The sequence below is a fragment of the Starkeya nomas genome, from assembly GCF_902703545.1.
Classification (GTDB): Bacteria; Pseudomonadota; Alphaproteobacteria; order Rhizobiales; family Xanthobacteraceae; genus Ancylobacter; species Ancylobacter moscoviensis.
The window spans coordinates 3984314-4010821 of the sequence record NZ_CACSAS010000001.1; the positions used below are offsets into that span (position 1 = coordinate 3984314).

Annotated in this window: 28 protein-coding genes and 3 tRNA genes; 17 read left to right on the plus strand and 14 right to left on the minus strand. The window is 67.8% G+C overall.

Annotation, left to right across the window (positions count from 1 at the left end):
* Window positions 1-48: 48 nt before the first annotated feature.
* Together STARVERO_RS18800 and STARVERO_RS18805 are read right to left on the minus strand one after the other, a co-directional pair.
* Window positions 49-471 carry a putative quinol monooxygenase gene (locus tag STARVERO_RS18800; RefSeq protein WP_159600750.1) on the minus strand — a complete coding sequence of 141 codons (423 nt, stop codon included), beginning with the start codon at window positions 469-471 and terminating at the stop codon, window positions 49-51.
* Window positions 472-488: 17 nt separating this feature from the next.
* Window positions 489-1331 (minus strand): VOC family protein, encoded by an 843-nt coding sequence (locus STARVERO_RS18805; protein ID WP_159600752.1) that lies wholly within the window; start codon window positions 1329-1331, stop codon window positions 489-491.
* Window positions 1332-1671: 340 nt separating this feature from the next.
* Here STARVERO_RS18805 and STARVERO_RS18810 point away from each other — a divergent pair, with 340 nt between their 5' ends.
* Together STARVERO_RS18810 and STARVERO_RS18815 are read left to right on the plus strand one after the other, a co-directional pair.
* Window positions 1672-2211, plus strand: a complete 540-nt coding sequence (locus STARVERO_RS18810) for a hypothetical protein (RefSeq protein WP_159600754.1) — start codon at window positions 1672-1674, stop codon at window positions 2209-2211.
* On the plus strand, window positions 2208-2609 hold the full coding sequence (locus STARVERO_RS18815; RefSeq protein WP_159600756.1) for a helix-turn-helix domain-containing protein: 402 nt from the start codon (window positions 2208-2210) through the stop codon (window positions 2607-2609). Before STARVERO_RS18810 ends, STARVERO_RS18815 begins: the two co-directional genes overlap by 4 nt.
* A gap of 710 nt (window positions 2610-3319) precedes the next feature.
* On the opposite strand, the gene STARVERO_RS18820 is transcribed toward STARVERO_RS18815, so the two are convergent.
* Window positions 3320-3409: transfer RNA gene (locus STARVERO_RS18820), tRNA-Ser, on the minus strand.
* Window positions 3410-3790: 381 nt separating this feature from the next.
* Here STARVERO_RS18820 and rplU point away from each other — a divergent pair.
* From rplU to STARVERO_RS18875, 11 genes are all read left to right on the plus strand, one after another.
* Window positions 3791-4099: a 50S ribosomal protein L21 gene (gene rplU, locus STARVERO_RS18825; protein WP_144341325.1), complete on the plus strand. Its 309-nt coding sequence runs from the start codon at window positions 3791-3793 to the stop codon at window positions 4097-4099.
* 31 nt (window positions 4100-4130) lie between these two features.
* Window positions 4131-4400 (plus strand): 50S ribosomal protein L27, encoded by a 270-nt coding sequence (gene rpmA, locus STARVERO_RS18830; RefSeq protein WP_144341326.1) that lies wholly within the window; start codon window positions 4131-4133, stop codon window positions 4398-4400.
* A 142-nt stretch (window positions 4401-4542) separates the two neighbouring features.
* Window positions 4543-5214, plus strand: coding sequence for a GNAT family N-acetyltransferase (locus STARVERO_RS18835; protein WP_144341327.1), 672 nt, complete (start codon window positions 4543-4545; stop codon window positions 5212-5214).
* 80 nt (window positions 5215-5294) lie between these two features.
* Window positions 5295-6329, plus strand: a complete 1035-nt coding sequence (gene obgE / locus STARVERO_RS18840) for a GTPase ObgE (protein ID WP_144341328.1) — start codon at window positions 5295-5297, stop codon at window positions 6327-6329.
* A 370-nt stretch (window positions 6330-6699) separates the two neighbouring features.
* Window positions 6700-7887: a glutamate 5-kinase gene (gene proB / locus STARVERO_RS18845; RefSeq protein ID WP_159600758.1), complete on the plus strand. Its 1188-nt coding sequence runs from the start codon at window positions 6700-6702 to the stop codon at window positions 7885-7887.
* A 78-nt stretch (window positions 7888-7965) separates the two neighbouring features.
* Entirely contained in the window at window positions 7966-8565 is a 600-nt protein-coding gene (locus tag STARVERO_RS18850) for a hypothetical protein (RefSeq protein WP_159600760.1), read from the plus strand.
* Between the two features lie 456 nt (window positions 8566-9021).
* Window positions 9022-10062, plus strand: coding sequence for a serine hydrolase domain-containing protein (locus STARVERO_RS18855; RefSeq protein WP_159600762.1), 1041 nt, complete (start codon window positions 9022-9024; stop codon window positions 10060-10062).
* Between the two features lie 304 nt (window positions 10063-10366).
* Window positions 10367-11542, plus strand: coding sequence for an extracellular solute-binding protein (locus STARVERO_RS18860; RefSeq protein ID WP_244616821.1), 1176 nt, complete (start codon window positions 10367-10369; stop codon window positions 11540-11542).
* Window positions 11543-11623: 81 nt separating this feature from the next.
* Window positions 11624-12703: an ABC transporter ATP-binding protein gene (locus tag STARVERO_RS18865; protein ID WP_159600764.1), complete on the plus strand. Its 1080-nt coding sequence runs from the start codon at window positions 11624-11626 to the stop codon at window positions 12701-12703.
* A 1-nt stretch (window position 12704) separates the two neighbouring features.
* Window positions 12705-13715 carry an ABC transporter permease gene (locus STARVERO_RS18870; RefSeq protein ID WP_159600766.1) on the plus strand — a complete coding sequence of 337 codons (1011 nt, stop codon included), beginning with the start codon at window positions 12705-12707 and terminating at the stop codon, window positions 13713-13715.
* A gap of 30 nt (window positions 13716-13745) precedes the next feature.
* Window positions 13746-14633, plus strand: a complete 888-nt coding sequence (locus STARVERO_RS18875) for an ABC transporter permease (RefSeq protein ID WP_159600768.1) — start codon at window positions 13746-13748, stop codon at window positions 14631-14633.
* 33 nt (window positions 14634-14666) lie between these two features.
* Here the strand turns inward: STARVERO_RS18875 and gmd are convergent, their stop codons facing one another.
* Window positions 14667-15683, minus strand: coding sequence for a GDP-mannose 4,6-dehydratase (gmd, locus tag STARVERO_RS18880; protein WP_159600770.1), 1017 nt, complete (start codon window positions 15681-15683; stop codon window positions 14667-14669).
* A 90-nt stretch (window positions 15684-15773) separates the two neighbouring features.
* Window positions 15774-17150, minus strand: a complete 1377-nt coding sequence (locus STARVERO_RS18885; RefSeq protein ID WP_244616822.1) for a phosphohexomutase domain-containing protein — start codon at window positions 17148-17150, stop codon at window positions 15774-15776.
* Window positions 17151-17304: 154 nt separating this feature from the next.
* Here STARVERO_RS18885 and STARVERO_RS18890 point away from each other — a divergent pair, with 154 nt between their 5' ends.
* Together STARVERO_RS18890 and STARVERO_RS18895 are read left to right on the plus strand one after the other, a co-directional pair.
* On the plus strand, window positions 17305-18747 hold the full coding sequence (locus STARVERO_RS18890) for a mannose-1-phosphate guanylyltransferase/mannose-6-phosphate isomerase (protein WP_159600772.1): 1443 nt from the start codon (window positions 17305-17307) through the stop codon (window positions 18745-18747).
* A 63-nt stretch (window positions 18748-18810) separates the two neighbouring features.
* Complete coding sequence (locus tag STARVERO_RS18895) at window positions 18811-20004, plus strand: glycosyltransferase (protein ID WP_159600774.1); 1194 nt, start codon at window positions 18811-18813, stop codon at window positions 20002-20004.
* Between the two features lie 68 nt (window positions 20005-20072).
* Here STARVERO_RS18895 and STARVERO_RS18900 read toward each other — a convergent pair.
* The 3 genes from STARVERO_RS18900 to STARVERO_RS18910 all read right to left on the minus strand — a co-directional run bounded on the left by STARVERO_RS18900 (window position 20073) and on the right by STARVERO_RS18910 (window position 21122).
* Window positions 20073-20159: transfer RNA gene (locus STARVERO_RS18900), tRNA-Leu, on the minus strand.
* A 159-nt stretch (window positions 20160-20318) separates the two neighbouring features.
* The gene (locus STARVERO_RS18905; protein ID WP_144341338.1) at window positions 20319-20783 is read right to left on the minus strand and encodes a hypothetical protein; all 465 of its coding nucleotides are present in this window, start codon (window positions 20781-20783) and stop codon (window positions 20319-20321) included.
* A 42-nt stretch (window positions 20784-20825) separates the two neighbouring features.
* Window positions 20826-21122, minus strand: coding sequence for a hypothetical protein (locus STARVERO_RS18910; RefSeq protein WP_159600776.1), 297 nt, complete (start codon window positions 21120-21122; stop codon window positions 20826-20828).
* A gap of 319 nt (window positions 21123-21441) precedes the next feature.
* On the opposite strand from STARVERO_RS18910, the gene STARVERO_RS18915 reads away from it, so the two are divergent.
* Window positions 21442-21756: a hypothetical protein gene (locus STARVERO_RS18915; RefSeq protein WP_159600778.1), complete on the plus strand. Its 315-nt coding sequence runs from the start codon at window positions 21442-21444 to the stop codon at window positions 21754-21756.
* 55 nt (window positions 21757-21811) lie between these two features.
* On the opposite strand, the gene STARVERO_RS18920 is transcribed toward STARVERO_RS18915, so the two are convergent.
* The 4 genes from STARVERO_RS18920 to htpX all read right to left on the minus strand — a co-directional run bounded on the left by STARVERO_RS18920 (window position 21812) and on the right by htpX (window position 25120).
* Window positions 21812-22699 (minus strand): LysR family transcriptional regulator, encoded by an 888-nt coding sequence (locus STARVERO_RS18920; protein ID WP_159600780.1) that lies wholly within the window; start codon window positions 22697-22699, stop codon window positions 21812-21814.
* A gap of 19 nt (window positions 22700-22718) precedes the next feature.
* Window positions 22719-23771: a YeiH family protein gene (locus STARVERO_RS18925; protein ID WP_159600782.1), complete on the minus strand. Its 1053-nt coding sequence runs from the start codon at window positions 23769-23771 to the stop codon at window positions 22719-22721.
* Window positions 23772-23972: 201 nt separating this feature from the next.
* Window positions 23973-24048: transfer RNA gene (locus tag STARVERO_RS18930), tRNA-Thr, on the minus strand.
* A gap of 88 nt (window positions 24049-24136) precedes the next feature.
* On the minus strand, window positions 24137-25120 hold the full coding sequence (htpX, locus tag STARVERO_RS18935) for a zinc metalloprotease HtpX (RefSeq protein WP_159600784.1): 984 nt from the start codon (window positions 25118-25120) through the stop codon (window positions 24137-24139).
* A gap of 147 nt (window positions 25121-25267) precedes the next feature.
* Here htpX and STARVERO_RS18940 point away from each other — a divergent pair, with 147 nt between their 5' ends.
* On the plus strand, window positions 25268-25489 hold the full coding sequence (locus STARVERO_RS18940) for a DUF1674 domain-containing protein (protein ID WP_144341344.1): 222 nt from the start codon (window positions 25268-25270) through the stop codon (window positions 25487-25489).
* Window positions 25490-25511: 22 nt separating this feature from the next.
* On the opposite strand, the gene arfB is transcribed toward STARVERO_RS18940, so the two are convergent.
* Window positions 25512-25940 (minus strand): alternative ribosome rescue aminoacyl-tRNA hydrolase ArfB, encoded by a 429-nt coding sequence (gene arfB, locus STARVERO_RS18945; protein ID WP_159600786.1) that lies wholly within the window; start codon window positions 25938-25940, stop codon window positions 25512-25514.
* A gap of 58 nt (window positions 25941-25998) precedes the next feature.
* Window positions 25999-26484 (minus strand): cyclic nucleotide-binding domain-containing protein, encoded by a 486-nt coding sequence (locus STARVERO_RS18950; RefSeq protein ID WP_159600788.1) that lies wholly within the window; start codon window positions 26482-26484, stop codon window positions 25999-26001.
* Between the last annotated feature and the right edge of the window lie 24 nt (window positions 26485-26508).

Genomic DNA, 26508 nt, shown 5'->3' on the forward strand with positions numbered 1-26508 from the left:
GAAAGCTGGCGTTCCGATGGAGTTGGCAGGCCCCCGAACCTCTTTTCGTCAGCGCCCCAAAGCCGTGTTCTCCAGAATGCCCATGCGGATCACGCTGACCCCGCCATCGGCGAGGTCCGGCAGGCGCGCGAACCAAGCCCGGACATGCGGGGTTCGATTATGTGCCTCGAAATCGGCCTGACTGGCGAAAATCTCGGTGAAGATGAAATGTCCGGGCGTCTCGCGGCTCTCCTGGAGAAAGTAGAGCAGGTTGTTCGGCTCGGCGCGTACCTGTGCCACGAGCGGTAGCGTGATCGCGCGCAGGGCATCCTCCTTGCCCGGCTTGGCGCGAAGCTGGGCCACGACGGCATAGGCGTCGGCGGGAATGTCGGCATAGCGCACGCCGTCAGCCCCTCGGGCGGTCGCACCTGCAGGGAGCGCGGCCGCGACCAATGCTGCCGGCGCTGCACGGGATGGGAGCTTGCGGGGCATGGCCGGTCTCCTTGCGCTCAGCGCGCTGCCGACACCATCTTGCGCCGCGCCTCGAGCGCGTCGTCGAAGGTCTGCTTGACCGGACCCAGTGCCTGTACGAACTCGAGCTGCTCGCCTTCCGAGCCGGTGCAGTAGATCAAGCGCCATCCGTCCGACTTGCCTTCGGTGATTCCGTTGGAGTTGGCTTCGAGCGGGGTTGCGCGACGCTCGGCCTCGTTCGCCACGGTCACGATGCGGTTCGCGCGGACATTCGTCATCCCGCGCCGGCCGGATTCCGCCTCGAGGTCGGCGATGAACTGGTTGAAATCGACATCGTCGCGGATGTGGAAACAGATATGCATCATTCGCGGAAATGCCGGGCTCATGTGATCGAGCGGCTCGGCGAATGCCCGTGCTCCGCCCATCGGCTGGTCGGCATCGCGATACTGCAGGAGTTCGATCACGACATTGTCGAACTGGATGAAGCGTACATCAAGCCGCTGCGCGCCGCCGCGCAGGTCGGGAATACCCATCGTGCGTGGGTTGACGCCGCGTGCGCGAGCTTCGATTTCCGGGCCGGTCAGAAGCGTGTTGTGGATCCGTTCGCCTTGGAAATCGCCATCGCGCATCACCTCGGTTCCACCCAGCACCTCCGTGTAGAAGGTGAAGGCTCGCTCCATGTTCTGGACCGTGAGGCCGAAATGTTGAACGCCTCGCAGCCGCTGGCCGATCGGTCGCTCGCCGGACTTGAGCGATCCTGCCTCCTGCCCCTGCGCCGCGGACGGCGCCGTCATTCCTGTGGCCGAGGCCAGCGCCGTACCCGCGGTTTTCAGCGCGTCCCGGCGGTCGAGGCCCCCTGAAACCTGTCCCTGGCTTTCCATCATCCCTCTCCCGGAACTTGCCCAAGGTGCTCCGTTGCTCTCGACAGTGGCCGGGCGCTCTCGCCGCTGCATCGCGCCGCCATTCCTCGGCGCTGAACAGGCAAAGTTCCACCTCGGACACCTATGGTACCGCGGCTGGCGCGTCTTACAGAATCTTGCTCTTTGCCGCGCCAACGCTTCGATGGCGATCGGATTTTCCCGATCTCGCCGACCTTCCAGCGGAGCGCGTCGGCGGCTCGTCGCATGGGATGGGGGCCGTCCTGGCTCGGCTTCCTGGCAGGCCGCCGATGGTGTAATTTCGGGCGGCCAAAATGCGTCACGGCAGCCTGGAGCACGGGCGTTGAAATTCGAAGACGCCTGGAAGGAGATCGACGGCAAGAGGGGCGATGACGGAGGCGCCGGCTTCGCGTCCTGGAGGGCGAGTTATTCCCCGCACGTGCCGCGTTACTGGAGAGACCATCTGATTGCGCCGGTACGCACGATCGGTGCCGCGACGGCGACGTCGCTCAAGATGAGCTACTGGTTCTCGACCATCGAGGATTCTCCGCAGGAGGGCGACCCGACATTCGTCAGTGCTTCACTGCGAACGAGCCCGGCAACGGCCTGGCGCGATGCCGCGCCGTCGGGGCTGGTATCCATGCTGCCGTTCGAGGGCGCGCAATGGCGCTTCGAGCAGCCGGTAAGCTTCGTGCAGTTCCATCTTCCTTTCGATCTGAGGGCATGGTTTGCGCTTCGCTGTTCGGAAGGGAGCTCACCCACGATCATCTGCGGATGCCCGCCGACGTACCGGGCGCCCAGCTATGCCGTCGGCTGGATCGCATTCGGCATAGAGCCTCCGCGAGCGAGCCGACCAACCTCCTTCTCGACAGTTGGGCGTTGATCCTCGCCGAAACATTCCTCCGGCGGCTGTCGAGCCACGGCGAGCGAAACGGGCACGGACCGTTCGGCAAGCTCCCCGCCAGGGGAATCGCCCGCGTCGTCGATTACATCGAGGATGGCATCGACCAGGATCTGCGGCTGTCGTCACTCGCCGCTGTCGCCGGGATGAGCGTGTATCATTTTGCTCGGCGCTTCCAGGAAACGGTCGGCATCTCGCCCTATTCCTACGTGCTGGTGCGGCGCATCGAACGCGCTCGTGCGCTGCTGCGCCGGAACGACGAAAAGCTCGTGGACATAGCGCTAGCTTGCGGCTTCTCAAGCCAGGCTCATCTGACGACGGTTTTCCGCCAATGCGTCGGTGTTACCCCAGGAGAATATCGCCGGCGCGTTCGGGGATGAATGGCGGGACAGCGACGGGACCGTCGGAAATGGCCTGGAATCGCTTGCATTCGACAAGCGCCATGGCCCCGGATGATCGGTAATCTGTCGCCAGTCTTCCAGCCAGTTCACGCCGTCCGGCTGCAACGCGCTGGAACCGGACTTCGGCGAGAACGCCACAAAGCGGGCCTTCATCTTTGCGACGCCTGATCCGCTTGGCGGCAATCCGGGTTGCGGTAGACGACGTCCATCACGCTCACGCCATGTCCGGGCGCCGCGTCGTGCCATCTCGGGGCTGCCCAATCTCCCTCAGCTTCGTGCCGAGCGCGGCGAAGGCAGGTTGGGTTCGGTCGATTGACTTCCAGTATGCCCGCTTCGGAAGGCGCTCAGCGCCAGAACAGCCGTGCCAGCGTCGCCGGGAGGCCGCTGCGCCGAGCAGCGCGTCGAGCGCAAAACCAAGACGACATCCCATACCGGACGCCGATTGGTATTCCGGCAATCCTGCCCGGCAAGTTCGCGGTTCAAACCGGTGGTGCGCTCATTTCTCGCGAAACCGGACTGCATCGCCGCACGCGAGAGAATATCCCCAAGGGCCTTACCTCGGCGGCCCTTTTCCGAGTCAGGTCCGGCGCCATGGAGACAACCATGAACCGGAAACGTGCCGCGCTTTCCGGCGGCTCTCGCAACGCGCCAGAGGCTGAATATTCAGTGATATCAATTACGTGAATGGCTGGCGGAGAGGGTGGGATTCGAACCCACGGTACGCTTGCACGCACAACGGTTTTCGAGACCGCCCCGATCGACCACTCCGGCACCTCTCCGCGCACGAGGCGCGGAAGTCCGTCCGCGCCGTGGAGCGGGGGCTCAATAGCCGAGGTCCGCCGCCCGCACAAGTACCGAGCCGCGCGCCCGGCCACATTCTCCCCGCCCGTTCCGCCCAGCCCGCTGGAAGCGCGCGGCAGGGGTGACGGGGAGGAAAGCGACCCGACGCCACGGGGCCGGACGGCGGGAACCCGCCGGAAATCACGCTTTGCCGGGCTTTTTCTTGACACCGACCCCACCGGCCGCTATGAGCCGGGCGCTGCGTGATGGGTGCCCTGCCTCCGTCGCGCGGCGATCAAACCCAACCGACCGAAAGAAGCCGGTCCGAGCCGAGCGCATGGCGCGAGGCCAGAGACCGGGCTCGAACGAAAGGACAGAACATGTTCGCGGTCATCAAGACGGGTGGCAAGCAGTATCGCGTTGCTCCCGATCAAGTCGTCACCGTCGGCAAGATCGAGGCCGAGGCCGGGTCGTCCGTGACCCTCCCGGTGCTCATGCTGGGCGGCGACAACCCGAAGGTCGGCGCCCCGCTCGTGGACGGCGCCTCCGTCACCGTCGAGGTGGTCAAGCACACCCGCGGCGACAAGGTCATCGCGTTCAAGAAGCGCCGTCGTCAGAATTCGCGTCGCAAGATCGGTCACCGCCAGGACTTCACCGTCGTCCGCGTGACCTCGATCGCCGGCGCCTGAGACCGCCAGCAGGTAAGAACAGGAGAGCACCATGGCTCACAAGAAAGCAGGCGGTTCCTCCCGCAACGGTCGCGACTCGGACGGCCGTCGTCTGGGCGTGAAGAAGTTCGGCAGCGAGAAGGTCGTGGCCGGCAACATTATCGTTCGTCAGCGCGGGACGCAGTGGCATCCCGGCGTCAATGTCGGCATGGGCAAGGACCATACCCTCTTTGCGCTTACCGACGGCCGAGTCGAGTTCCGCACGAAAGCCAACTCCCGAACCTACGTATCCGTCGTCCCGGCCGCCGAGGCCGCCGAATAAGCCGGTGAGATTTCTTGAAATCCCGCCGGTCTCGCCCGACCGGTAGGATTTCTGGAATGCCCTTGAGGGCGTCCCGGGTACCCGACAGGGGAGGCGAGGAAACCGCCTCCCCTTCGTCGTTCAGGCCCCCAGGAGACCCTCCATGACCATCGTCGAAGCGCCCCCCGGGTCCGCTCTTGCCGAGAGCAGTATCGCCGTCCTCGAAACCGGCCGCCTCATCCTGCGCGTGCCGCGGATCGAGGACATGACGTGGATCGCCGAGCTCGCCGACAACCGCAAGGTCGCCGAGATGACGGCGAACATTCCCCATCCCTACGGCATGGCGGACGCGGCGGCCTTCGTCGCCAACCTGCCGGGCGGCCCGCAGGCGGCGACCTTCGCCATCTTCCTCAAGAACGACGCCACGCTGCGCGGCGAGGGGGAATCGAGCTTCGGCCCGCCCATTCCCGTCGGCATGTGCGGCTTCGTGCGCCGCGACGAGGATGCGCCGGAGATCGGCTACTGGCTCGGCGAGCCCTACTGGGACCACGGCATCGCCACCGAGGCGACGCGGGCGCTGGTCGACCACGCCTTCGGCGACCGCAAGCTCGAGGCGCTCATCGCCTCTGCCCGCGTCGTCAATCCGGCCTCGCGCCGGGTGCTGGAGAAGTGCGGCTTCCAGTGGACCGGCGTCGGGCTCGCCCGGGTCCGGGCCATCGGCGCCTCGGTGCCGGTCGACCGCTTCCGGCTGGAGCGCCGCCTGTGGACCTCGCTGCGGGCCTGGGGCGCCACCCAGCCGCCGCGCCGGCACGACATCGACACCACCCGGCACTGATCGGTGATCTTGTGCCGGTGATTTTGCTATCCTGAACGGGCTCCCGCACGGGCGGGGGCCCAAGCTTGAGCGTCCGACCGATGAAATTCCTCGACCAGGCCAAGATCTATGTCCGCTCCGGTGACGGGGGGGCGGGCTGCCTCTCGTTCCGGCGCGAGAAGTTCATCGAGTTCGGCGGGCCGGACGGCGGCGACGGCGGGCGCGGCGGCGATGTGTGGATCGAGTGCGTCGACGGCCTCAACACGCTCATCGACTACCGCTACCAGCAGCACTTCAAGGCCAAGAAGGGCGGCTTCGGCATGGGTGCCAACCGCTCCGGCGCCAAGGGCGACGACGTGGTGCTGAGGGTGCCGGCCGGCACCGAGGTGCTGGACGAGGACGACGAGACCGTGCTCGCCGACCTCACCGAGGTCGGCCAGAAGGTCCGGCTGCTCTCGGGCGGCAATGGCGGCTTCGGCAACGCGCATTTCAAGACCTCGACCAACCAGGCCCCGCGCCGCGCCAACCCCGGCCTGCCGGGCGAGGAGCGCTGGATCTGGCTGCGGCTGAAGCTGATCGCCGATGCCGGCCTCGTCGGGCTGCCGAACGCCGGCAAGTCCACCTTCCTCGCCGCCACCACGGCCGCCAAGCCGAAGGTCGCCGACTACCCCTTCACCACGCTGCATCCTGGGCTCGGCGTGGTGAAGGTGGACGGGCGCGAATTCGTGCTGGCGGACATTCCCGGCCTCATCGAGGGCGCGCATGAGGGCGTGGGGCTGGGCGACCGCTTCCTCGCCCATATCGAGCGCTGCCGCGTGCTGCTGCACCTCGTCGACGGCACCAGCGAGCATGCCGGCCAGACCTACAAGACCGTGCGCGCCGAGCTGGAGGCCTATGGCCACGAGCTGGCCGAGAAGCCCGAGATCGTCGCGCTGTCGAAGATCGATTCGCTCGACGAGGAGACGCTGAAGACCCAGCTCGCCCGGCTGCAGCGCGCGGCGAAGAAGAAGCCGCTGGCGCTTTCCGCCCAGTCGGGCGAGGGCGTGCGCGAGGCGCTGCGCGCGCTGATGGCGATCATCGACGAGGGCCGCGCCGAGGAAGTCGCGAAGGAAGTCGCCGAACCCTGGCGGCCGTGAGGTCGCGTCGCAAGGGAGCCTGTTCTTCCCGGCGCCGAACGGTGGACGCCCCGGCGGGGATAGCGGCCGCCTGCTCCCTCTCCCCGTGGGGGAGAGGGTCGGGGTGAGGGAACTGGCTGAACGGCTCCCGGCACAGGCGAAGGCGTGGATGCCCGGGCCGGGCCCGGGCATGACGGAGCTTTGCTTCACATCCCGGCCGCGACGCGCGCCCGCATCCACGGCCTTGCGCCGGGCGTATCGCCCGAAGGCGGCACGATGCTCCGCCAGCTCTGCTGCGTGAAATTCCCGCGCACGCGGCGGCAAATCGGCGTATGAAGCGCGCCAGCGCCCCATGGCCCTCTCCCCTTCCGCAACCCGAAGCCGCCGCCCGATGAACCGCCCCGCCTCGCCGCTCGAAGCCGCCCTGCACGCCGCCGCCGATGCCGCCGGCGCGCCGGCGCCGCAGCTTTCCTCCTTCCGCCGCATCGTGGTGAAGGTCGGCTCGGCGCTGCTGGTGGATTCCACGCGCGGGGCGCTGCGCCATGCGTGGCTGGCGGCGCTGGCCGAGGACGTGGCGAACCTGCACCGCGAGGGCAAGCAGGTGCTGGTGGTCTCCTCCGGCGCCATCGCGCTGGGGCGCAACGTGCTGAAGCTGCCGAAGCGGCCGCTGAAGCTGGAGGAAAGCCAGGCCGCCGCCGCCGTGGGGCAGATCGCCCTCGGCCGTGCCTGGTCGGAGGCGCTGGCGCATGAGGGCGTCACCGCCGGGCAGATCCTCATCACGCTCGGCGACACCGAGGAGCGCCGGCGCTACCTCAACGCCCGCTCCACCATCGCCAAGCTGCTGGAGCTGAAGGTCGTTCCCGTCATCAACGAGAACGACACGGTGGCGACCTCGGAAATCCGCTACGGCGACAATGACCGGCTCGCCGCCCGCGTCGCCGGCATGACCAGCGCGGACCTGCTCGTGCTGCTCTCCGACATTGACGGGCTCTACACCGCCCCGCCGAACGACGACCCCTCGGCCGACTTCATCCCCGTGGTGCCGCGCATCACGGCGGAGATCGAGGCGATGGCCGGCGGCGCCGGCACGGAGCTGTCGCGCGGCGGCATGAAGACCAAGATCGAGGCCGCCAAGATCGCCACCACGGCGGGCGCGCACATGGTGATCGCCTCCGGCAAGGTGAAGAACCCGATCCGCGCCGTCGAGACGGGAGCCCGCTGCACCTGGTTCCTCGCCCCGGCCAACCCGGTGGCCTCGCGCAAGCGCTGGATCGCCGGGGCGCTGGAGCCGCGCGGCGTGCTGCATCTCGACGCCGGCGCGGTCGCCGCGCTGCGCCGTGGCTCCTCGCTGCTGCCGGCAGGGGTGAAGCGGGTGGAAGGCGATTTCCAGCGCGGCGACGCCGTGGTGCTGCGCGGGCCCGACGGCGCCGAGATCGGCCGCGGGCTGGTGGCCTACGACCACGACTACGCGGAGAAGATCAAGGGCCGCTCATCCGACGAGATCGCCGAACTCATCGGCTTCGAGGGGCGGACGGCGATGGTGCACCGGGACGATCTGGTGATCGCGGGTGGGGGGTAGGTAATGAGAGGTGCTTCGATACTTCTTAATGCGGCATTAACTATATGATTCACCTATTCTTTCAACAGGAGGCGAATCATGGACGCGACCTATAATCTCAGTGGCGGCTATAAACCGACGCTTAAGAGATTCGCTGATCTCGATGGTCCCGACTTTTTTCCGACGCCCCCTTGGGCAACGTTCGCACTGGTCGACAACGAGCGTTTCGATGGAAATATTTGGGAATGTGCGTGCGGCAATGGCGCCATGTCCCGCGTACTTGAGAAAGCACAGGGCGCGAACAACGTTTTTAGTTCTGACTTATACAAGCGTGGTTATGGGGAGACCGGTATTGACTTCCTTTCCACGCCCAAGATTTCTGATAACATCATAACAAATCCTCCTTATAATAGTGCAGAAGGGTTCGTCCGCTCTGGACTCAGAAATTCACGTAAGAAGTTTGCGTTACTTCTGAGATTGGCATTCTTAGAGGGCGCAAATCGCGCCAACACAATTTTCGATAAGAGCCCCCCCAGCCGCGTCTGGGTATTCAGCGAACGCATCACATTTTATCCCGCCGGGGCCGTACAGAAAGGTTCGGGTACAACTGCCTATGCGTGGTTTGTATGGGACAAAGACGCTCCGCGAGGCACCGAACTCCGCTGGTTCAAGCCGGGGTACAAAAAAATGCGCATCTGACAAGTTAAATTATGGCTCGTCCAGATTCAGTGAGAGAAAGACGATAAGGCATCCTATCTAAATATCCGTCGTGAATGAAATTTCCTTGAGATTTTCTGTGGGATATAATGTTTCGAACTTGTTGCTCCCACATCTCTTCACCTTTTCGGGTTGAAGACGGAGCTCGATCTTCAGCCGAAAGAGGGATGAAGATAGGAAGATTTCGCCGAATTGAGCGCAACGTAGCCACGCCATCAGGAAGAGTCGAAAGGTACTTACAAACGCCGAGGGCAATCTCTCTTTCTGTCGACTTCGCCATATACCCACTCCTTCTAATCCAAGCATCTCGTCAGGTAATCACTCGGAATGCGTGCGCAAGTAGGGGTTGAGTTGAATTTCGAATTATCTCTCCGGGACGAAAACGGACTCCCCCCATCGTGACCCCACCTCCTGCCGTCCTTCCCTATCCTCCTCTTCATGCACCGCCGCTCCCTGCTTGCCGCCCCGCTCCTGCTGCTGACCCCACGCCTCGCACGCGCTCAAGGCGCGACGCCTGAGATCCCCTCCGCACCCGAAGCCCGAGCCGCCCCGGCGGAGGCCCTCGCCCCCATCCTCGACCGCGCCGCCGCGCTCGAACCGCTGCGCACCGTGCTCGTCATGAAGGACGGGCGCCGGCTCATCGCGCGGAGCTATCGCGGGGCCTCGCCGGAGCGCCCGGCCAACATCAAGTCGGCCTCCAAGAGCATCCTCGCCATGCTGGCGGGCATCGCCATCGACAGGGGCGTGCTGGAGGGGACGGACCAGAAGATCGCCCCGCTGCTGGAGGCCGACCTGCCGGATGATCCCGACCCGCGCCTCCACGCGATCACGCTCGGCCACCTGCTCTCCATGCAGGCGGGGCTGGAGCGGACCTCCGGGCCGCATTACGGCGCGTGGATCGCCAGCCGCAACTGGGTGCGGGCGGCGCTCGACCGGCCCTTCGTCGACGCGCCGGGCGGGCAGATGCTCTATTCCACAGGCTCCAGCCATCTCGTCTCCGCCATCCTCACCCGCGCCTCCGGGCGCTCGACACTGGCGCTGGCGCGGGACTGGCTGGGGCCGATCGAGGGCTTTTCCATCGCCAGCTGGGAGCGCGACCCGCAGGGCCTCTATTTCGGCGGCAACCAGATGGCGATGACGCCCGCCTCGCTGCTCGCCTTCGCCGAATGCACCCGCAATGGCGGGCGCAACCGCGCCGGCCGCCAGGTGATCCCGCAGGAGTGGATCGCGCAATGCTGGCAGGTGCGCACCCGCTCGCGCTTCACCGGCGACGGCTACGGCTATGGCTGGTTCACCCGCGACATCGCCGGGGTGACGACGCATTACGGCTGGGGCTATGGCGGGCAGATGCTGTATGTGGTGCCGGCGCGGGGGATGTCGCTGGTCATGACTTCCGACGCCGGCGCACCCGCCGGCCGCACCGGCCACCGCGACGAGCTGCACCGCCTCGCCGGGGAGATCGTCGCCGCGCTCGGCTGAGCAGGGGCGGCCGGGGCTGCCGAGGCGCGAATGAAAGCCGGCGGCTTTCGTGGGAGAGCGAACCGCGCCCGATCCGCGTGCATCGCCGCGATGCAGCGTGATCAAAACGGCGCCAGAGGACGGCGCGCGAACCCTTTCCGCGCCTGGAGCCGGGCCGCCCTGTCGCCTCGGTCCAAGCGATCCGTCGCCTTTGTGCAACGCAGCAGCGCGGCGGCGGCGCTGGCATGCTTCCTGCTCGATTTCCCCCCGATCCGACCGCCCGCAGATCCCAAGCCACCGGGGCGGCATTCACGAGGGGACAGCCGTGACGAAGAAGCCAGACGCTCCGAACTCGTCGATCGAAACCCTGCTCGCCGCCCGCACCTTCACCCGACGGGTTCTGTTCAAGGGCGCCCTCGCTGCGGGCACCATGGCCGCCGCCGGCCCCTATCTGGTGCGCGACGCCTTCTCCTCCTCGGGCGAACTGAACATCCTCAACTGGGCGGACGAGCTGCCCGAGCCGGTGATCCCCGAATTCACCAAGAAGACCGGCATCAAGGTCAATTCCACCCCGTTCTCGCAGAACGAGGAGCAGATCAACAAGCTGCAGGCGACCGAGGGCGAGGGCTTCGACCTGTGCGCCCCCACCCGCGACCGCGCCCCGCAATTCCAGGAGCTCGGCGTGCTCGCGCCCTACGACACGGCGAAGCTGAAGCTCGACAACGTGCTGCCGGCGATGCTGGAAGGCTCCACCAGCGTGTGGACCTGGGACGGCGGGCTCTACCACGTGCCGCATTGCTGGGGCTCGGAGGCCATCGCCTGGCGCACCGACCTCGCGCCCGGCCTGACCTACGACAAGCTCTCCTACGGCACGCTGTGGGCGCCGGAGTTCAAGGGCAAGATGCAGGGCCGCCCGCATTCGCTGCTGCTCGGCATCGGCCTGTGGTGGGACAAGACCGGCAAGCTGCCGTCCAACCGCATGCTCGACGCCTTCAAGGACGAGGCGACGATGAAGAAGATCTACGACCCGATCCTCGAATTCGCCATCGCCAACAAGGGACAGGTCAAGCAGTTCTGGGATTCGGCGGACAACACCAAGTCCGGCTTCATGGAGAATGGCTGCGTCATCGGCCAGACCTGGGACGGCCCGCCGCTGTCGCTGAAGAAGGACGGCAAGCCCGTCGCCTACATGGCGCCGCAGGAAGGCGCGGTGGCCTGGATCGACGGCTGGTCGCTGCTCAAGGCGGCGAAGAATACGGCGCAGGCCTACGAGTTCATCAACTTCATCCACACGCCGGAGATCTCGGCGATGGTCGCCAACGGCTCGGGCTACAACCCGGTGGTGAAGGGCGCGGACGCCTTCCTCTCCGAGGTCGCCAAGAAGAACTTCGCCGAAGCCTATCCCGGCAACGCGCTCGACAACCTCTGGAACCGCCCGCCGGAGCCGTCGTGGTACGCCGAGCTGCGCACCCAGTACGCCGAGAAGTTCAAGGCGGCGTGATTATTTTGCCGGCTTAATACGCGACCATCGAGCGGACGGAACGCCGCCCGCTCGCCTGTTCCCCGGTATTGAGGAAACCGCATGGCCGCAGCCGTCGAGCTTGAGGGCGTCAACATCACCTTCGGCGAGTTCGTCGCGGTGAAGGACGCCAACCTCACCATCGAACCGGGCGAGTTCTTCTCCTTCCTCGGGCCGTCCGGCTGCGGCAAGACCACGCTCCTGCGCACCATCTCCGGCTTCATCGAGCCCACGCGCGGGCGGGTGAAGATCGCCGGGCAGGACATGAAGGGCATCGGCCCCAACAAGCGGCCCACCGCCCTGATCTTCCAGAACCTCGCGCTGTTCCCGATGATGACGGTGGCCGAGAACATCGGCTACGGGCTGCGGGTGCGCGGCGTGCCCAGGCACGAGCGCGACGAGAAGGTGAAGAACCTGCTCATCCAGGTCGCGCTCGCCGAGCACGGGCACAAGAAGGTCTCCGAACTCTCCGGCGGCCAGAAGCAGCGCGTCGCCATCGCCCGCGCGCTCGCCGTCGAGCCGTCGGTATTGCTTCTGGACGAGCCGCTCTCGGCGCTCGACCTCAAGCTGCGCCAGCACATGCGCACCGAGCTGCGCGCCATCCAGAAGCGCGTCGGCATCACCTTCATCTACATCACCCACGACCAGGGCGAAGCGCTCACCATGTCCGACCGCATCGCGGTGATGAATGCTGGGGTGATCGAACAGGTGGGCGACGGGCGGGCCGTCTATGCTGAGCCGCGCACGCCGTTCGTCGCCTCCTTCGTGGGCGAGAACAACCGGATCCGCGGGCGCATCACCGCCGCGGAGGAGGGGCTGGCGACGCTGGACACGCCGCTCGGCACGCTCAGGGGCCGCAATCCCGTCGGCCTCGCGGTCGGCGAGGAAGCGCTGCTGTTCGTCCGTCCGGAAGCGCTGACACTGCACGACAGCGGTTCGACCGGCGGCTTCGAGGGTGAGACGCTGGACGTCGCCTATGAAGGCAGCGTCACCCACGTCACGCTCCGGGCACGGACCGGCCAGAAGGTGACGGCGAGCATCGGCGCCAGCACCGGCGTCGCGCTGCCGGTGGCGGGCGAGAGGCTGAATGTCGGCTTCCGGCCCGAGGACGGGCTGCTGCTCGCGCATCCCGGGAGGCACTGAGATGAGCGGCAGCCTCGCCTTCGTCCTCGGCCTGCCCCTCGCCGTCGCGCTCGCCTTCTTCGCGCTCGCCGCCCATGAGCGGCGCACCGGCACCGCCACCGGGCCGGGCTTCTTCCAGCGCAACGGGCTCGGCGTCGGCCTCTACCTCATCATCGCGGTCGGCTTCTGGGCCTTCTTCATCATCCTGCTGCCGCAGCTCGCCATGGTGGACATGTCGTTCCGCCCGAAGCTGCCGCCGGCGCAGATGGGCGGGCCGAAGGACGTCTACACGCTGGAGAACTACCGCTATTTCCTGTTCGGCTCGACCACCTCGACCGACGCGTGGAACTGGCTGCACATCAAGGCCTTCCTGCTCACCATCGGGGTGAGCATCGCCATCACCGTGCTCAATTTCGCCATCTGCTACCCGCTCGCCTTCCACATGGCGCAGTCGGCAACGGCGGCACGGCTGCGCATCCTGCTGCTGCTGCTCATCCTGCCCTACTGGGTGAACGAGATCCTGCGCGCCTTCGCCTTCCGCGTGCTGCTCTCCTCGGGCGGCATCATCAACCAGATGCTGATGGGGGTGGGGCTGACGAGCGAGCCCGTCGATTTCCTCGGCGCCGATATCGGCCTCTATATGGGCCTCAGCTACGCCTACCTGCTGATGATGATCTTCCCGCTCTACAACGCCATCGAAAGCCTCGACAAGAATCAGGTCGAAGCGGCGCGGGACCTCGGGGCGCCGTGGTGGCACATCCACGCCTTCATCGTCATGCCGCACGCCAAGCCGGGCATCGCCTCGGGCTGCACGCTGGTGTTCATGCTCACCGCCGGCGCGCTGGCCGCGCCGCTGGTGCTGGGCGGGCCGCGCACGCTGTGGTTCACGCCCATCGTCTATGACCGCTTCTACCAGGCCTTCAACTGGCCGCAGGGCGCGGCCTACGCCTTCATCCTGCTCGTCACCTGCATCGTCTTCGTGCTGCTGGTGCTCAAGGCGTTCCGTCTCAGCCTCGGAGAGATCACGCGATGATGGAAATGACGCGATGACGGAGATCACGCGATGAAAGCCGACCCGTTCCAGCGCGTCCTGTTCGCGGTCTATATCGTGGTCTTCTTCCTGTACCTGCTCGGCCCGCTGGCGGTGATGGGCGTCTCCGCCTTCAACACCCCGCAATACCCGCAGGTCTGGCCGATCGAGGGCGTGACGCTGGACTGGTTCGCCATGCTGTTCGCCGACCAGGACATGATGACCGGCCTGCGCATGAGCATCTGGATCGGCCTGCTGGTGGTCGCCATCTCCGTGCCCATCGGGCTCGCCGGCGCCATCGTGATGACGCAGATACAGGCGCGGGTGCGCTCGGCCTATTATCTCGTCGTGGTCTCACCGGTGCTCACGCCGGGCATCATCATCGGCATCTCCACCGTGGTGTTCTGGCGCCAGTTCACCGGGCAGACCGGCACGCGCTTCCTCTATGACGGCGTGGTGCTCACCGTCCTGGGACAGGCGAGCTTCATCTCCGCCTATTGCATGCTGATCATCCTCGCCCGCCTCCAGCGCTTCGACCGCGCGCAGGAGGAGGCGGCGCTCGATCTCGGCGCCACTTATCCGCAGGTCTTCCGCCATATCCTGCTGCCCTTCCTTAAGCCTGCGCTGGCCTCGGCGGCGGTGCTGGCGTTCCTGTCCTCCTTCGAGAACTACAACACCACGACCTTCTCCATCCTCTCGGACAAGACGCTGACCACGGTGCTGGCCGGGCGCGTGCGGCAGGGCTCGACGCCGGCGATCTCGGCGCTCGCCGTCATCATCGTCGCCGCGACGATCCTCGGCGCCATCGCCTACGAGGTCTACAAGCGGCGGGCCGATGCTGCCGCCGCGCGCCGGCAGCGCGCGGCGCTGGCGGAGGAGGAGGCCGAGCTTTCCGGCACGCCGGCGCCGGCCATGGGCTGAGACGGGAAATCGTCCGCCCCAGCCCGTTCCCCGTCAGCCCTGCCAGCCGTCGTAATCGGCCCGCGCCATCATCGCCGCGAGCTCGCGGACGGTCACCTTCGGCTGCCAGCCGAGCGTGCCGCGCGCCTTGCTGGAATCGCCGAGCAGCAGATCGACCTCGGCGGGACGGTGGAATTTCGGGTTCACCCGCACCGCCACCTTGCCGCTCCTGCGGTCGACGGCCATCTCCGTCATCTCCTCGCCGGACCATTCGAGGTCGAGATCCAGCGCCTCGGCGGCGAAGCGCACGAAGTCGCGGATCGTGGTGGTGACGCCGGTGGCGAGCACGTAGTCGTCGGCCTTGTCCTGCTGGAGCATGCGCCACATGCCCTCGACATAGTCGCCGGCGAAGCCCCAGTCGCGCTGCGCGTTGAGATTGCCGAGATCCACCGGCACGTGCTCGCCGCGCGCGAAGCGGGCGAGGGCGAGGGTGATCTTGCGGGTGACGAATTCCGGCCCCCGCAGCGGGCTTTCATGGTTGAACAGGATGCCCGACGAGGCGTGCAGCCCGAAGGATTCGCGGTAGTTCACCGTGATGAAGTGCCCGTAGACCTTCGCCACGCCATAGGGCGAGCGCGGGTGGAAGGGCGTCGTCTCGCTCTGCGGGACCTCGCGCACCAGGCCGAACATCTCGGAGGTCGAGGCCTGGTAGAAGCGCGTCTGCGGCGTATAGGTGCGGATGCAATCGAGAAGGCGGGCGACGCCGAGCCCGTTGACGTCGGCGGCGTAGATCGGCTGCTCCCAGGACGAGCCGACGAAGCTCTGCGCCGCGAGATTGTAGATCTCGTCGAACGCCGTGCCGCGGATGAGCCGCGTGATGTTGTTGATCTCGCCGAGCTCGAAATCGACGAAGGTGATGTCGTCGGCGATGCCGAGCCGCTGCAGGCGCGCGATTTCCGTCTGGGAATTACGCCGGACCGCGCCGGTAACGCGGTAGCCCTTCTCGAGCAGAAGCTTCGCGAGATAGGAGCCGTCCTGGCCCGTAATCCCCGTAATCAATGCACTTTTCACGGGAGAACTCCGTCGTAACCGTGCCCACCTAGGTGGTCGCAAGCTACCGACAGAAGTCCTCCCGATAAAGGCGCTTGATCAAACCGGCGTTCAGGCCCCGCTCTCGGCGCGGATGAGGTCGGTCAGGTCCGCCACCCGCCGCTCGATCCCGCCGTCCTGCGAACGGGCCTCGACGTTCAGGCGCAGCAGCGGCTCGGTGTTCGACTTGCGCAGGTTCAGCCGCCAGTCGGTGAAGGCCAGCGACAGGCCGTCGGTCTCGTCGCGGGCGGGATTCTGGCCGGAGAGCGCGGCCTCGACCCGCGCGATGGCGGCCTCGGGATTGGCGATGCGGAAGTTGATCTCGCCGGAGGACGGGAAGGCCGCCATGCGGTCCGACACCAGCTCCGACAGGCTCTTGCCGGTGCGCCCCATCAGCTCGGCCACCAGCAGCCACGGGATCATGCCGGAATCGCAGGCCATGAAGTCGCGGAAATAATGGTGCGCCGACATCTCGCCGCCATAGATGGCGCCGGTGTCGCGCAGCGCCTGCTTGAGGAAGGCGTGGCCGGTGCGGGCCTGCACGGCGTGCCCGCCGGCGCGCGCCACCACGTGCTGCGTGTTCCACACGACGCGCGGATCGTGGACGATAGTCGCGCCGGGCTCCTTGGTGAGGAAGACCTCGGCCAGCAGCCCCACAATGTACTCGCCGGGAATGAAGCGGCCATTGTGGTCGAACAGGAAGCAGCGGTCGAAATCGCCGTCCCAGGCGACGCCCATGTCGGCACCCGCCTCGACCACCGCCCGCCCGGTGACCGGCTGGTTCTCCGGCAGGAGCGGATTGGGAATGCCGTTCGGGAAGCTGCCGTCCGGCTCGTGATGCAGGCGCAGGAAGGTCAGCGGCGCGCCGCGCGCGGCAAGCTCCGCGGCGATGGCGTCGAAGGTCGGCCCGGCCGCGCCGTTGCCGGCATTGACCAGGATGGTCAGCGGGCGGAGCTGCGTCTGGTCGACGAAGGACAGCACCCGCTCGACATAGGCCGCGCGCGCGCCCTCGGCCGGCACCACCGTTCCGCCGGAAACGGACGGCAGCTCCGGCCCTTCCGCCAGCGCGCGGATCGCCGCCAGCCCGGTCGCGGTGTCGAGCGGGGCGGAACCCTTCCGCACCAGCTTCATGCCGTTATAGTCCATGGGGTTGTGGGAGGCCGTCACCTCGATGCCGCCATCGGCGCCGAAATGCGTCACGGCGAAATACATTTCCTCGGTGCCGCACAGGCCGAGGTCGAGCACCTCGACGCCGCCGGCGGTGAGGCCCTCGATGCAGGCCGCCGCCAGCGATTCGGAGGAGGCGCGGCAGTCGCGGCCGATGACGACCCGCCGGGCCGACAGCGCCTCGACGAAGGCGCGCCCGATCCTGCGGGCGATGTCCTCGTTCAGTTCTTCTCCAAGACGACCGCGAATGTCGTAGGCCTTGAAGCAGGTAAGCATAGGCATCGCACTCCATCGAGCCAGTGGTGTGATCTGGATTTTTTGCAGTGCACCCTGTCGTTTGATTGTGGTCAAGCCATGATGTTTGGCTTGCCTTTATTCATAACGACATTAGAGATAAATTCGACTTATCGCAGCGGTAGCAAATCACCGGCGCATCATGCCCCATCTCTATCCCGTTCTTCTGTGCGGCGGCTCCGGCACGCGGCTCTGGCCACTCTCCCGCAAGAGCTACCCGAAGCAGTTCGTCAAGCTCGGGGACGGCGAGACGCTGTTCCAGGCCGCCGCGCAGCGGATCGCCGGGCCGGACGTGATGGCGCCCGTCATCATCACCAATTCGGATTTCCGCTTTATCGTCACCGAGCAGCTGGCGGAAGCGGGCATCGATCCCGGCGCAATCCTCATCGAGCCGCGCCCGCGCAACACGGCACCCGCCATTCTCGCGGCGGTGCAGTTCCTGGCGGCGCGTGACCCCGAAGCCCTCCTGCTGGTGATGCCTTCCGATCAGGTCATGCCCGACCGCGCGGCCTTCTCCGCCGCCGTGCGCGCCGGCCTTCCCGCCGCGGCCGACGGGCAGATCGTCACCTTCGGCATCCGCCCGACGCGGCCGGAGACCGGCTATGGCTGGCTGGAGCTGGCCCATCCGCCGGAAGAGGCCCGGCCGGCCGCCATTCCGCTCCGGCGCTTCGTCGAGAAGCCGGCGGCCGAGCGCGCCGCCACCATGCTGGCGGACGGGCGCTACCTGTGGAACGCTGGCATCGTCCTGATGTCGGTGAGGACGGCGCTCGCCGCCTTCGAGACGCATGCCCCGCAGATGGTCACGCCGGTGCGCCGCGCGGTCGAGGAGGCCCGCACCGATCTCGGCTTCCTGCGGCTGGCGGAAGAGCCGTGGCGGCTGGCGGAGGAGATCTCCGTCGACTACGCGATCATGGAGCGCTCCTCCAACCTGCAGGTCGTGCCGTTCGGCGGCGACTGGTCGGACCTCGGCGACTGGGCCTCGGTGCTGCGCGAGGGCGAGCCGGACGCGCGCGGCGTGGCGACGCATGGCCCCGTGACCGCCATCGACTGCGAGGACACGCTGCTGCGCTCGGAAGCCGACAATCTGGAACTCGTCGGCATCGGCCTGAAGGAGCTGATCGTCGTCGCCATGCCGGACGCCGTGCTGGTGGCGGACCGCGACCGGGCGCAGGACGTCAAACAGGCGGTGACGGCGCTCAAGGCGAAGGGCGTGCGGCAGGCCGAGAATTTTCCGCGCGACCACCGGCCCTGGGGCTGGTTCGAGACGCTGGTCCTCGGCGAGCGCTTCCAGGTGAAGCGCATCGTCGTGCATCCCGGCGCCGCGCTGTCGCTGCAGAGCCATTTCCACCGCTCCGAGCACTGGATCGTGGTCTCCGGCACCGCGCAGGTCACGGTGGACGGCGAGGTGCGGCTGCTGACCGAGAACCAGTCCGTCTACGTCCCCCTCGGCGCGATCCACCGGATGGAGAATCCCGGCAAGGTTCCCATGGTGTTGATCGAGGTCCAGACCGGCACCTATCTGGGCGATGACGACATCATCCGCTATGAAGACGTGTACGCGCGGGGCCAGGGGGCAAAAGGCTGACCGACTGCGAAGACGGGCCATCGCCCGTATCGTGTCTGCATGCCGGACAGACCGGGTAACAGAATGACGGACGGTGCAGTTTCCGATGTCGTCGCCGGCCGCCAGCAGGATGATTCACCGCCCCATGAGCCCGACGCCGTGCGTCAGGCGTCCGCCTCGGACGCTTTGCCGGAAGCCGGCAAGGGTGCGCCGGGCTTCGGTTTCGACGTCATCGGCTATCTTCTCTCCGAAATAGGGCTCGGCGAAGCGACGCGACTGCTCGTCGCCGCGCTCGACGCCGCAGACATACCCACCGCCCTCGTCAATGCGCCGCTGCCCGGACGGGAGAGCGACGAAAGGCTGCTCGACCGCCTGACGGATGCCGGGCGGCACGACATCGCGCTGTCGGTCTTCGGCCTGCTCGACGTCGGCATCTTCGCGGCGCGCTCGTCCCGAAACCGCATCAGGATCGGCTACCCGTTCTGGGAACTGCCGACCGCGCCGGCCTCGATAGGCCCGGACATCGAACGTTTCGACGCCTATTGGGCGCCGAGCACCTTCATCCGCGACATGCTGGCGCGCGAGCAGAACCGGCCGGTGCATCTCGTCCGCCAGCCCGTCCGCCTTCCGCCGCTGCCGCCGGCCGCGCCGGTCTTCGAAGGCCCCCTCCAGATCCTGAGCTTCTTCGACTACGACTCGGTCATGGCGCGGAAGAACCCGCTCGGGGCCGTGCGCGCCTTCCTCTCCGCCTTTCCGGCGGGAAGCGAGGACGCGCAGCTCGTCATCAAGGCCCGTGGTGCTCCGCAACCGGACGCCGCGCAGCAGCTCCGGGCGCTCACGGCCGGGGACCGGCGCATCACGATCATCGACGAGACGATCTCACGCACGCGAATGGACGGGCTGATCGCCGGGTGCAACGTGTTCCTGTCGCTGCACCGCTCGGAAGGATTCGGTCTCGGCTGTGCGGAGGCGCTGGCGAGCGGCAAGATCGTGGTCGCCACCGATTTCGGCGGCACGCGCGATTTCATCACGCCGATCACCGGTTATCCCGTGGCCTATCATCGGGTCCGGCTGTCCGCCGGCGACTATCCGGATGCGGCGGGAAGCTATTGGGCGGAGCCGAACGTCGCACACGCGGCGCTGATCCTGCGCAGCATCTATGACCGGCCCGACGACGCGGCGGCCCGGATCGGCGCCGGCCATGCCCATCTCAAGGCCCATCATTCCTTCGAGGCGGTGGGAGCAAGGCTCCGCGAGCTCCGGCAGGAGATGCGCTAGGAGCGCCGGCCAATGCGCCGGGAGCCATGGATCTTCGGGGTCAGAAGGAAAAGCCACGGCCTCGGCCATGGTGCGGGTGGTCGGACTCGAACCGACACTCTGTCACCAGAAACGGATTTTGAGTCCGTCGCGTCTACCAGTTCCGCCACACCCGCGCCGCCGGTCCGGTCCTTCCGGTGGCGCGCTGCTGGCGCGCCGGCGAAGCGCGCGGACTATAGCGGCCCGCGCGCCATGGGCAAGTCCGACCCGGCCTTCACGGGGCGATGCACGACGCGGCCGAGGCCCCGCCGGTCGCCCCGCTCGGCAGGCGCCGCTCAGGGCGCCGGCTTGCAGGTGCCGAAGGCGCTCAGCACCTTGCCGCCGGCAAGGGTGGTCAGCGTCACTTCCGACTTGGAGCGCGAGAGCTGGATGGCCCAGGCCGACAGATGATCGTTGCCGTCGACGATGATCGTGTCGCCCTCGCCGATGATGCTCTGGATCGGGCTGATATGCGGCAGGTCGTCATCGGAGACGCTGGCAATGACCTGTTCGCCATAATGCACGAGGAAGCGGGCCGGCAGATCGATGGTGCCGAGCTCCTTGGACGGCGCGCAGCCGCCGGAAGCGTCGCAGACGAACACCTTGTCGAAGGTGCAGTCGGCGTTCGGCGGCAGGGCCTCGGCGGCGCCCGGCGCGGCCGCCTGCGCCGCATCGGCGGCGGGAGCCGGCGCGGCGTCCTGCGCCTGTGCGGTGGCAACGCCCAGCATCAGGCAAAGGGCGGTAGCTGTCGTCTTGAACATCGGATGACCCTGGCACGTGACCGAAGGATGGAAGGGCAGGTCTCAGTAGACCGGCGTGCGGCACGGCGGATAGGGCGGCGCGCCGCAATAGCCGGGGCCGTAAGCCGGCACCGGACGCGCCGGCACATAATAGGCCGGCGGCGGCGGGGGCGCGTAGTAGTAGGTCCGGGGCGGCTGCGTCGCGGCGGTGGCGACCGAGCCGATCAGCGCGCCGGCGACCAGGCCGCCGATCAGCGCACCCGTCGAGTTGTGGGCATAGACCGGCTGGCTCACCGCCAACGCCGGCAGGACAACGGCGAGGACCAGCCCCGCACGCATCGTCGTCGCGAATTTGCTCATATCCGACCTCTTGCGAATCGTCGCCCGACTATTGCCCGTCGACCTGCCGGGGACAAGCCGCACCTTGTCCCTTTACCGCCGCGGCATGGTGCCTGGACACCGAGCGCCGGAATAGAAGGGTGCGATAATGATACCCGCCATTTTCCCGCGAACGGGCGGCCGGCGAGCGTCGGCGGTGCCCAATTCCGGCACGATGGTGCCCCATCATGGCCGCGATTGCGCGCCAGCGTGGCAGGTGGTCGGCAAACCAAACCGCACGCGACGCGTTGTCGTGGCGGGCCCGGCTCCTTTCCGGAGCGGGACGATAGTGGAGGTTGAAGTGGACAGACGTGGCTTTCTGCTCGGTCTTGCCGGCGCTCTCGGTGCCGGCGTTGCCGCCGGGGCTATGCTTTCGCCGGCCCAGGCCACCGTCCTTGGCCAGCTCAAGGACCTGACGCCGGAGGATGCGCTCGGCGACGCCGCCGTCGAGGCGGCCGGCACGACCCCCGACGGCACGCCCGTCGAATCGACCCAGTACTGGGGCCCTCCCGGCGCCTATCGGCGTCAGCGCCGTCGCCGGCGGCGGCGCGTGTGCGGCTGGCGCCGTGACCGCTGGGGCCGCCCGGTGCGTCGCTGCTGGTACGTCTGGCGCTGACGCGGCGCGAGCCATCCGGATCGAAGAGGGCGCGGACCGGTTCCGCGCCCTTGTCTTACGTATGGCCGTCCGAAGCCAAGTCGAGGAAGGCCTGCGTCGCCTTGGTGGCGTAGCGCTCGCGGTGGCGCAGGGCCAGGAAGCGGCGCGAGGGAACGGGAAACTCGATCAGCGCCATCGTCCCGGCGCGAATCGATCCCTCGACCACGCGATGCGAGATGACGGTGACGCCGCTGCCGGCTTCCACCGCCGCCCGCACCGCCTCGTTGGACGGATATTCCAGCACCACGCGCAGGGCCTGCGGCGCCACGCCGAGGCCCTGCAGATGCGCCTCGAAGATCGCCCGCGTGCCCGAGCCCGGCTCGCGCAGCACCCACGGCCCTTCCGCCAGCTGCCCGGCATCGCGCGGCGCGCGCCATGCCCAGGGATGGGTGACCGGCGCCACCAGCACCATCTCGTCCTCCGCCACCGCCGTCGCGGTGAGCACCGGCGCGTCCACCTCGCCTTCGACGAAGCCGAGATCGGCCGCCCCGTCGCGCACGCAGGCGGCGACGAAATCGGTGTTGCCGATCGCCAGGCTGGTCGCGATGCCGGGATAGCGCGCGCGGAAACGCTCGATCAGCGGCGGCAGCCAGTAGTTGGCGACGGTCTGGCTGCCCGCCAGCGCCAGCGTGCCGTGCGCGAGGCCGGCGAGATCGGCAAGGACCTTCTCCGCCGCCGCGGCGCGGGCGAGCACGGCGCGGGCCTCGTCGAGGAACAGCCGGCCCGCCTGCGTCAGCACGATGCCGCGGCCCACGCGGTCGAACAGGCGGGTGGCGTGGCGCGCCTCCAGTGCCGCCACCGCCGCACTGGTCGCCGACTGGGTCAGGTTGAGATCGCGCGCCGCCAGGGTGACGTGCTCGCGCTCGGCGACGGCGACGAAGATACGCAACTGCTCGAGCGTCATGGGTCTCCCGGCCGGTCGTTCATGCGGTCATCTTCACCAGCATCAGGCTGAAGGCGGCGATGAAGAGGAAGGCGGCGAAGCCGAGCAGGAAGGGCCTCATACCCTTGGCGCGCAGCTTGCCGATATCCGTCTCCAGCCCCATCGCCGCCAGCGCCATGGAAAGCAGGAAGGTGGTGACGAGCACGATGACGGACTTCAGTTCCGCCGGCATCGTCACCACGCTGTTGACCGCGACCATGCCGAGGAAGCCGAGCACGAACCACGGCATGGGCGGACGGGCGCGCGTGGCGCCGTGGCCGTGGCGCGCCGCCCGCCGGGTCGCCATCAGCCCCAGCACGATGACCACCGGTGCCAGCAGCATGACGCGCGAGAGCTTGGCGACGGTGCCGAAATCGCCGGCCGCCGGGCCGTCCTGATAGGCGGCGGCGACCACCTGCGCGATCTCGTGGATCGAGGCGCCGGCCCAGAGCCCGTAAGCATGCGGGGCGAGGTCCAGCACCTGCGGCAGCAGCGGATAGAGGAACATCGCCACCGAGCCGAAGACGGTGACGCAGGCCACCGCATAGGCGACATCCTCGTCCGGCGCCCGCGTCACCGTGTTGGTGGCGATCACCGCCGAGGCGCCGCAGATCGAGGTGCCCGCCGCGATCAGCTCGGCGAGGCCGCGCTCGACGCCCATCAGCCGGCCGAGCCAGGTGGTGAACAGGAAGGTGGCCGCAAGGGTGAGCGCGATGACGGCGAGGCCACTCGCCCCAACCTCCGCCACCTGCGCCGCCGTGAGCTGGAGGCCCAGCAGCACGATGGCCGCCCGCAGCACCCGCCGCATCGCAAAGACCACGCCCTCGCGGGCCCGGACCGGGGTGCCGATGAGATTGTGGAAACCGATGCCGATCATGATCGCCAGGATCATCGGGCTGAGGACGCCGACGAACGGAATCTGCCGCAGGCCGTAGGCCGCGCCGGCGATCGCCGCCGTGAGGGCGATGCCGGGCCAGATGCCGTAATGACGGGGCTTGGAAGCCTTGCGAGCATCGGCGAAATCCGTATCCGCAACATCGACATGGGCGACCATGACCGTCCCTCCTGGGTGACGGTCCTTGATCGCAAGCGCCGATCATTCGATCCAACGGATAATATCGCACAAATCGTTCGGTAAAAACGAACGATCTGGCGCAAAGACTCCGCCGGCGGACGCTATGAGCCGCACGAGGTGTCGCATCGGGATTGAATTCAGCAGGGAATGCCGGGGCCCATGGCCGCGCCGAACGGTAGATGGTGCCGCTTGTCAGACTCGAACTGACGACCTCCGCATTACGAATGCGATGCTCTACCAACTGAGCTAAAGCGGCACGCGCGGCTCTGATAGCCGCGACGCCCCTTTTTTTCAAGCGTCGCCTGATGCGGGGCGGCTTTTGCCCGGCGCCTTCCCGGAATCCGTCAGCCCCACGGGCCGCGCCGGCCACCGCTCCCGGTGCCGCGCCCCCAGGGATCCGACGACCGATCCGTCGCCGGTCGGGGAGCCTGCGGCGCGCCGCCGGCCCACGCGCCGGAAGAGCCCGGCTGGGAAAAGCCGCCGCCCATCTCCCGCGCCAGCGCTTCCAGCGCCGCGATGCGGTTCTCGGTGTTGGGATGGGTGGAGAACAAGCTGTCCATCCGCTCGCCCGACAGCGGGTTGATGATGAACATATGCGCCGTCGCCGGATTGTGCTCGGCCGGCATGTTGGGGATGCGGTGGGCGGCATTGGCGATCTTGCCCAGCGCCGAGGCGAGCCACAGCGGCTGGCCGCAGATCTGCGCGCCGAGCCGGTCGGCCACATATTCGCGCGAACGCGAGACCGCCATCTGCACCACCATGGCGGCGAGCGGGGCGAGGATCATCATCGCGATGGTGCCGATGACGCCGAAGGGATTGTTGTTGTTGCGGTTGCCGCCGAAGAACATGGCGAAGTTGGCGAGCATGGAGATGGCACCCGCCAGCGTGGCGGTGATCGTCATGGTCAGCGTGTCGTAGTTCTTCACATGCGCCAACTCGTGCGCCATCACGCCGGCCACCTCCTCCCGCGAGAGCGCGTTGAGCAGGCCGGTGGTGGCGGCCACGGCGGCGTTCTGCGGGTTGCGGCCGGTGGCGAAGGCGTTGGGCTGGGGATTGTCGATGAGATAGACGCGCGGCATGGGCAGGCCCGCCCGCGCCGCCAGCGCCTCCACCATGTTGTAGAAGTCCGGCGCGCTGGAGCGGTCGACCTCGCGGGCACCGTACATCGACAGCACCATGCGGTCGGAATTCCAGTAGCTGAACAGGTTCGTGCCGGCGGCGAAGAGCAGCGCGATCATCATGCCGCCGCGCCCGCCCAGCATGTAGCCGACGGCCATGAACAGCGCGGTCATGCCCGCGAGCAGAATCGCCGTACGGAAATAGTTCATCGGACCCTCTTAACCGTGCCGCCGTCTCCTCTGTCGGCCGGCGGCTGCCGTAGGGATAGAATGGGAGGCGCCGCCGATGCCCGCAAGATCGTTCGGGAAGGACGGCACGCTTGACGCGGTGCGCCCGCCGGTGGTTCCAATGTCGCCATGACCCGTCCCGATCCCGCTTCCGGCGACACGCCGGCCGCTCCGTCGCAGCCGGCCGCCCGCCCGCTTACGCCCGCCGCCGAGCGGGCGCTGGCCGAGGCCGCCGCCCGGCGCGCCGCCGCGCAGCCTTTCACCGGCCCGAAGGAAATCGACGGCCGCGACGGCCCCGAGCCCGTGCGCTATGGCGACTGGGAAGTGAAGGGCATCGCCTCGGATTTCTGACGCCGACGGGCTTCGCCCCCGGTCAGTCGCCGCCCGTTCCCGGCTTGTCGCGCCGCATCGCCTTCACGCCGGCGCGCCGCGCCTTGCCCTCGAGCCGCCGCAGCTTCGAGCCGAGCGTCGGGCGTGTCGGGCGGCGCGTGACCGGCACCACCGCCGCCTCGCGCACCATCTCGACCAGCCGGGCGACCGCGTCGGCGCGGTTCTGTTCCTGCGTGCGGTAGCGCTGCGCCACCAGCACAATCACCCCTTCCTTGGTGAGCCGCCGGCCGGCGAGGCGTTCCAGCCGCTCCTTCACCGCGTCGGGCAGCGTCTTCGAGCCGCGCACGTCGAAGCGCAGCTGCACCGCCGTCGAGACCTTGTTGACGTTCTGCCCGCCGGGACCGGAGGCACGCACGAAGCTCTCGACGATCTCGTCCTCGTCGAGCCAGACGCGCGGGGCGACGGGAATCATGCGGGAATCGCGAACGGCGCGAAGGCCGGGACCGCATCAGCGATGTGCCGCCACCCGGTCATGGACGCGGCTCGCCGTCGATCGCCTCCAGCCGCTGGCGCACCTTGTCGAGCTCGGCCAGCGTGGTGCCGAGCTGCGCGCTGAGCTCGCGCGTCAGCCGCCGGGCGGCGTCGGGGTAGCCTTCCAGCGTGCGCAGGAACACCATGCGGGGAATGCGCATCACTTCCGCATCTTCCAGCGCCGTGGCGGTGGCGGGCCGCCTGGTGTCGGTGAGCAGGGCCATCTCGCCCAGAAGAGCGGTGGGGCCCACCTGCACCGCCTGGCCGGGCCGGCGGGCCAGGGCGGGATCCGCGCGGGTGATGGCGAAACTGCCGCGATGCACGACATAGGCGCAATCGGCCGGATCGCCCTCGCGGAACAGCGCCTGTCCGCGCGCCACGGAATAGTGCTCCAGGCTGATGGCGATCACCCGCAGAGCCTCACGGCCGATCAGCGTCAGCGTCGGCACACGTTCCAGAAAGGCGATGTCGTCCTCGATGGACATTCGGCAGGCGAAACTCCACGGCGG

What these genes read in the sequence shown, in the direction of transcription:
- STARVERO_RS18800 (WP_159600750.1), bottom strand. Translation starts at nt 471, where the DNA reads ATGCCCCGCAAGCTCCCATCCCGTGCAGCGCCGGCAGCATTGGTCGCG.
- STARVERO_RS18805 (WP_159600752.1), bottom strand. Translation starts at nt 1,331, where the DNA reads ATGGAAAGCCAGGGACAGGTTTCAGGGGGCCTCGACCGCCGGGACGCG.
- rplU (WP_144341325.1), top strand. Translation starts at nt 3,791, where the DNA reads ATGTTCGCGGTCATCAAGACGGGTGGCAAGCAGTATCGCGTTGCTCCC.
- rpmA (WP_144341326.1), top strand. Translation starts at nt 4,131, where the DNA reads ATGGCTCACAAGAAAGCAGGCGGTTCCTCCCGCAACGGTCGCGACTCG.
- STARVERO_RS18835 (WP_144341327.1), top strand. Translation starts at nt 4,543, where the DNA reads ATGACCATCGTCGAAGCGCCCCCCGGGTCCGCTCTTGCCGAGAGCAGT.
- obgE (WP_144341328.1), top strand. Translation starts at nt 5,295, where the DNA reads ATGAAATTCCTCGACCAGGCCAAGATCTATGTCCGCTCCGGTGACGGG.
- proB (WP_159600758.1), top strand. Translation starts at nt 6,700, where the DNA reads ATGAACCGCCCCGCCTCGCCGCTCGAAGCCGCCCTGCACGCCGCCGCC.
- STARVERO_RS18850 (WP_159600760.1), top strand. Translation starts at nt 7,966, where the DNA reads ATGGACGCGACCTATAATCTCAGTGGCGGCTATAAACCGACGCTTAAG.
- STARVERO_RS18855 (WP_159600762.1), top strand. Translation starts at nt 9,022, where the DNA reads ATGCACCGCCGCTCCCTGCTTGCCGCCCCGCTCCTGCTGCTGACCCCA.
- STARVERO_RS18865 (WP_159600764.1), top strand. Translation starts at nt 11,624, where the DNA reads ATGGCCGCAGCCGTCGAGCTTGAGGGCGTCAACATCACCTTCGGCGAG.
- STARVERO_RS18870 (WP_159600766.1), top strand. Translation starts at nt 12,705, where the DNA reads ATGAGCGGCAGCCTCGCCTTCGTCCTCGGCCTGCCCCTCGCCGTCGCG.
- STARVERO_RS18875 (WP_159600768.1), top strand. Translation starts at nt 13,746, where the DNA reads ATGAAAGCCGACCCGTTCCAGCGCGTCCTGTTCGCGGTCTATATCGTG.
- STARVERO_RS18885 (WP_244616822.1), bottom strand. Translation starts at nt 17,150, where the DNA reads ATGCCTATGCTTACCTGCTTCAAGGCCTACGACATTCGCGGTCGTCTT.
- STARVERO_RS18890 (WP_159600772.1), top strand. Translation starts at nt 17,305, where the DNA reads ATGCCCCATCTCTATCCCGTTCTTCTGTGCGGCGGCTCCGGCACGCGG.
- STARVERO_RS18895 (WP_159600774.1), top strand. Translation starts at nt 18,811, where the DNA reads ATGACGGACGGTGCAGTTTCCGATGTCGTCGCCGGCCGCCAGCAGGAT.
- STARVERO_RS18905 (WP_144341338.1), bottom strand. Translation starts at nt 20,783, where the DNA reads ATGTTCAAGACGACAGCTACCGCCCTTTGCCTGATGCTGGGCGTTGCC.
- STARVERO_RS18910 (WP_159600776.1), bottom strand. Translation starts at nt 21,122, where the DNA reads ATGAGCAAATTCGCGACGACGATGCGTGCGGGGCTGGTCCTCGCCGTT.
- STARVERO_RS18920 (WP_159600780.1), bottom strand. Translation starts at nt 22,699, where the DNA reads ATGACGCTCGAGCAGTTGCGTATCTTCGTCGCCGTCGCCGAGCGCGAG.
- STARVERO_RS18925 (WP_159600782.1), bottom strand. Translation starts at nt 23,771, where the DNA reads ATGGTCGCCCATGTCGATGTTGCGGATACGGATTTCGCCGATGCTCGC.
- htpX (WP_159600784.1), bottom strand. Translation starts at nt 25,120, where the DNA reads ATGAACTATTTCCGTACGGCGATTCTGCTCGCGGGCATGACCGCGCTG.
- STARVERO_RS18940 (WP_144341344.1), top strand. Translation starts at nt 25,268, where the DNA reads ATGACCCGTCCCGATCCCGCTTCCGGCGACACGCCGGCCGCTCCGTCG.
- arfB (WP_159600786.1), bottom strand. Translation starts at nt 25,940, where the DNA reads ATGATTCCCGTCGCCCCGCGCGTCTGGCTCGACGAGGACGAGATCGTC.
- STARVERO_RS18950 (WP_159600788.1), bottom strand. Translation starts at nt 26,484, where the DNA reads ATGTCCATCGAGGACGACATCGCCTTTCTGGAACGTGTGCCGACGCTG.